Annotated in this window: 2 protein-coding genes and 3 pseudogenes; 3 read left to right on the top strand and 2 right to left on the bottom strand. The window is 66.0% G+C overall.

What is annotated here, in order from left to right; translation table 11 throughout:
• Window positions 1-120: 120 nt before the first annotated feature.
• Entirely contained in the window at window positions 121-525 is a 405-nt protein-coding gene (locus AD428_RS23175) for a type IV secretion system protein VirB3 (protein WP_053243771.1), read from the top strand.
• A 354-nt stretch (window positions 526-879) separates the two neighbouring features.
• Here the strand turns inward: AD428_RS23175 and AD428_RS23180 are convergent.
• Together AD428_RS23180 and AD428_RS23185 are read right to left on the bottom strand one after the other, a co-directional pair.
• Window positions 880-1598 (bottom strand): annotated as a pseudogene (locus AD428_RS23180) (GntR family transcriptional regulator).
• 75 nt (window positions 1599-1673) lie between these two features.
• A pseudogene (locus AD428_RS23185) lies at window positions 1674-2413 on the bottom strand (sulfite exporter TauE/SafE family protein).
• Window positions 2414-2947: 534 nt separating this feature from the next.
• On the opposite strand from AD428_RS23185, the pseudogene AD428_RS27265 reads away from it, so the two are divergent.
• Window positions 2948-3589 (top strand): annotated as a pseudogene (locus AD428_RS27265) (MFS transporter); the annotation flags it as partial.
• 282 nt (window positions 3590-3871) lie between these two features.
• Complete coding sequence (ssb, locus tag AD428_RS23195) at window positions 3872-4375, top strand: single-stranded DNA-binding protein (RefSeq protein WP_053246597.1); 504 nt, start codon at window positions 3872-3874, stop codon at window positions 4373-4375.
• The last annotated feature ends 189 nt before the right edge of the window (window positions 4376-4564 follow it).

Below are 4564 nucleotides of genomic sequence, written 5' to 3' on the forward strand. Positions count from 1 at the left end.
CGCCCTGGGCCTCGCTTACTCCGCGGAGGTCATCCGCAAAGACCAGCTGATCCAGTGGGCTGGCGGCGTTGTGTTTGCCGGCGCTCTCGCCGGCGGCCTCATCAAGCTGATCTTCTGAATATGAGCGCCCCTGAAAAGGCGTCGCGCCAGCGCGGTGGGGCCGCGCCCGAGACGCCTGCCACAGCGTCGAGCGTTCCACCGAATCAGTACCCACTGTTCAAGGGAGCCACCCGCATAGCCACCATCAAGGGCGGCGTTCCGACCCGAGCCTTTGTTGGCCTGGTCTTCCTGACCGTCTCGGTCGCCATGTTCACCCTCTGGGGCTGGCTGCTCGGACCTGTCCTGTACCCGGTCGTGGCTGTGCTCAGCCGAAATGACGATCGCGCGTTCTGGATTTGGGAGCTCTGGGCAAAGACCAAGCTCTTTGCACCCAACAAACGGCACTGGGGCGCCGTTTCCCTGACCCCCACCCCATACGGCAAGCGCCGGCGTTGGTGCCGGCAGCTGGGAGATCGTAATCAATGACCCACCACGCTCCGGCGCTGCCCGCTAAAGAGCCGGCAGTCAGCAAGTATGTTCCATTTTCGCACCATGTCACCGAATCCATCATTGCCACTCGTGATTGGGAATATCTGTCGACCTGGCGCATCGACGGACGCACCTTCGAAGGTTACTCCGAAGCCGAGCAAAAGGCCTGGATCGAGGAGCTGAACAACGTTCTCCGTGGGTGGCCGAGTGGCTTCGGCCTCTGGACGCATTTGGTTCGGCGTCGTGTCTCCGAATACCCGGAAAGCAACTACCCCGACGCGTTCTCACGCGCTCACGACGCCGCCTACCGCAAGGTTTTCGATGGCAAGCCGCCGATCGCCGGCCGCCGGATCAAGCGGCCGACGCCCGCGACTGCGACTGCTGCTTGGCTTCGGTGTAAGCCTTGGCGGCGTTGTGCACGTGCTGGCTGGCCAGCAGGGCCGCCAGGTCGCCGTTGCCCGCGATGACCGCGTTCAGGATCTGCGCATGCTCGTCCCAGTTCTGCCGGGCGCGGTGCATATTGCTCGGCGCGAACACCAGCGCCGTGCGGTCGCGCAGCGAACGCATGAGGTCGGTCAGCACCGCGTTGCCGGCCACGGTGGCGAGCATTTCGTGGAATTGGGAATTCAGCGCCTGGAACTTGTCGAGCTGTCCGCTGCTGACCGCCTGCGTGCCCTCGCGCAGGAAGGCCTGCAGCCGCTCCACTGTCTTTTCGTCGCGCCGCTGGGCCGCGAGCTTGGCGTTCAGGCCCTCCAGCGTGGCCCGCACTTCCACCATGTCGTAGGCGGCCGCTTCCGACAGCACCGACACCGACGCGCCGCGGCGCTGCACGATGGTGACCAGGCCCTCGGCGGCCAGCGCGCGCAGCGCGCCCGCACGGGAATGCGCGACACGCCCATCTCTTCCGAGAGCCGCCCTTCGACCAGGCGGTCTCCCGGCGTGAATTCGCCGCTCAGGATGCGTTCGCGCAGCTTGTCGCGGATGACCGCGAAAAGCTGGGGATGCTGCTCGCCGATCTTGAGCGGCGCGGATTTCGTCTCGGCATGCAGGCTATCGGTGGCGGAGGTCATGGGGGCGACATGGCGTAATGAATACAGTTTCCATTGTATTACCGGGTGTAGCAGCGCCGATGGGTGTTTGCCCCATCATGCGCCCCAGAAGGCTTTGACAAGCACCCCGATGGCGCTCAGCGCGCACACGGCAAGCAGGATGGCGCGCACCGCGTGCGGCGGCAGGCGGTGGCGGAGCCGGTTGGAGACCGCGAAACCGGCCAGCAGAAAGGGAGCCAGGCTGAGCGCCAGTCCGGCGTGATGCGCCGTATAGCGGTTGGCCAGCGCCAGCATGGACAGCGAGAAAATCGATCCCAGGAAGAGCACCATGCCCAGCGTGGCCCGCAGGCGCGGCGGCGCGGCGTGCTGCAGCACGATGGCGATGGCGGCGCGCCCACCGAGGTCATGGTGCCCATGAGTCCCGAGGCCACGCCCGCGCCCGAGACGCGCGCCGGGCTGGCCTCGAAACGCAGCCCGGCCGCGCTCAGCGCCACGGCGGCCAGCACCAGCACCGCGAACAGCGCGCCCAGCGCCTGGGGCGGGAACCGCGTCATGGCGTAGATGGCGAGCAGCGTGCCCACGGCCCGGCCGGCCAGCGCGTAGCTGACCGAGGGCCAGTGGATGGCGCCGCGCACGCGCAGCGCGCTGAACAGGGAGATGAAGCCGCCCAGCGTGAGCAGCGGCCCGGGGGCGAGCTGGGGGAAGAACAGCGCCGCCACGGGCGCGGCGAACATGGCGAAGCCGATGCCTCCCACGCCCTGGGCGATGGCCGCGCCGAACACCACCACGGCCATGGTGGCGTAGTGCCAGAGATCGGGAGGGGGGAGAGCCGGCATGGGTTTGTCTCCATATGTATACGATAGTCTATCTAGAAATTCAGTCCGGCTATCGACAGGTCAGGGAATTTCCGGGTAAACCCCGACAAGCTCCTGAATAATCGTGGGTTTTTTAGGCTTATCGCTTTCCCTAGGGCATGCATATTTCGATTGGTATAGCGCCCTACGAAATATAGTATACCAATGTGACGATTTCGGATGTCACAATACAAGGGGAACCGCATGCAATCGGACGTCGTACTCAATGTGGCGCATTGGGTCTATCTGCTCAGCGTGATCGTGATCATTCTCACGATGATTCTGCGCGCCAATGTCGTGGTGCCGTCGGTGATCGGCACGTTTCTGGTGGTGTTTGCCATTACCGGCAACCCCATCAGCGGCCTGATCGGCATTTTCTCGGCCAGCTTCGTGGCCGCCAAGGAGCTCTTCAACATCTTCCTGGTCATCACGTTCATGACCGCCTTGCTCAATTCGCTCAAGACGCTGCAGGCCGACGTGCGGATGGTGCAGCCCTTTCGCAAGGTGATGCGCAGCGGGCATTCCTCGTTTCTCATCATCGTCGTCTGTACCTATGTGATCTCCCTCTTTTTCTGGCCCACGCCCGCGGTGCCGCTGGTGTCGGCCCACCGCGACCTGCTGCGCCTGAACTTCGGCGTCTTCGCGCTGCACCTGATCCAGGTGTCGCTCTTCGTGGTCGTGCCCGCGCTGCTTGCGCGCACAGGCGCGCTGGACGCCCGCGATCTGTGGAAGGTCTACCTGCCCGTTATTCTGGTGTCATTCGTGCTGATGGTGCCGGCGGTTTTCATGGCGGAAAGGCGGCGCGCGCACCGCGGCGCCCTGCGGGCTTCCGTGGCCTGGCTGGTGGCGGTCTGTGCGCTGCTGCCCGCGGCCAGCCAGGGCTTCTACACGCTGGCCATCGCGCTGACCGCCTTCTTCGCGGCCTTCAACGTGCTGGAGGCGCTCCAGCCTTCGCTGGTGTCGCGCGTGGCGCCGCCGGCCTACAAGGGGCTGGCCCTGGGGTTCTACAACACCGCCCAGGCGGCCGGCCTGTTCACGGGCGGGGCGCTGGGCGGCTGGCTCGCCTCCCATGCCGGCGCCAATGCGGTATTCGCCGGCGCGGCGGCGTTGGCCGCGCTATGGCTGGCCGTGACCTGGGCGCTGCGGCCCCTGTCCTGAGCGGCCGCCGCCCGGAAAGCGTGCGGTTTCCGGCGGAATCGCCCCCAGATGCGGCGAAAAGCCGGCAATATGCGGGACGCTTTTGTCACCAATGGCGTTGGCGCGCGGCCGGCTTTTCGTCGATAATACGAACCATACTGCGGTTTCATACAGGCTCGCCGGTCATCGTCATGGTGACCGGCGAGTTTCATGAGGCCCGTCTTCAACAACGCTTTGACGTTGTTGCCGGCATGCCCGCGGCAACGCGCAGGCGAGGCCGTCAACGACAGAGGGACATCGGCAATGGCATCGGTTAACAAAGTCATCCTCGTGGGCAATCTGGGCCGCGACCCGGAAATCCGCTACAGCCCCGACGGGGCCGCAATCTGCAACATGTCCGTCGCCACCACTTCCCAATGGAAGGACAAGGCCACGGGCGAGCGCCGCGAAGAAACCGAATGGCATCGCGTCGTCATGTACAACCGCCTGGCCGAAATCGCCGGCGAATACCTGAAGAAGGGCCGGTCGGTCTACATCGAAGGCCGCCTCAAAACGCGCAAGTGGCAGGATAAGGACACCGGCGCCGACCGCTACAGCACCGAAATCGTGGCTGACCAGATGCAGATGCTGGGCGGGCGCGACAGCGGCGGCGAAGGCGGCGGTTATGGCGGCGGCTACGACGACGCCCCGCGCCAGCAGCGCGCCCCGGCCCAGCGTCCCGCGCCCCAGCAACGCCCCGCCCCGCAGGCCGCTCCGGCCAGCAGCGGCGCGAATCTCGCCGACATGGACGACGATATTCCGTTCTAACCGTTCTGGCGCTTCGCGCAGCAATAGCAAGCAGGCCTTGCCGCAACGTGCGGCAAGGCCTTTTCTTTGCGGCGCGCGGCGTCCCGGTCCGCTACGCGCCGCGCCGCCCGGGCGGACGCCGCGGCGCGGCCTTGGCGCGCAGCCGCCGCCAGGCCGATGACGAAGCCCGTGGCCGACAGCAGGATGCCG

This window comes from Achromobacter sp. DMS1 (assembly GCF_001270295.1).

Bases quoted from the DNA above. Each gene is read 5' to 3' on its own strand.
- AD428_RS23175 (WP_053243771.1), top strand. From the start codon at position 121: ATGAGCGCCCCTGAAAAGGCGTCGCGCCAGCGCGGTGGGGCCGCGCCC.
- ssb (WP_053246597.1), top strand. From the start codon at position 3,872: ATGGCATCGGTTAACAAAGTCATCCTCGTGGGCAATCTGGGCCGCGAC.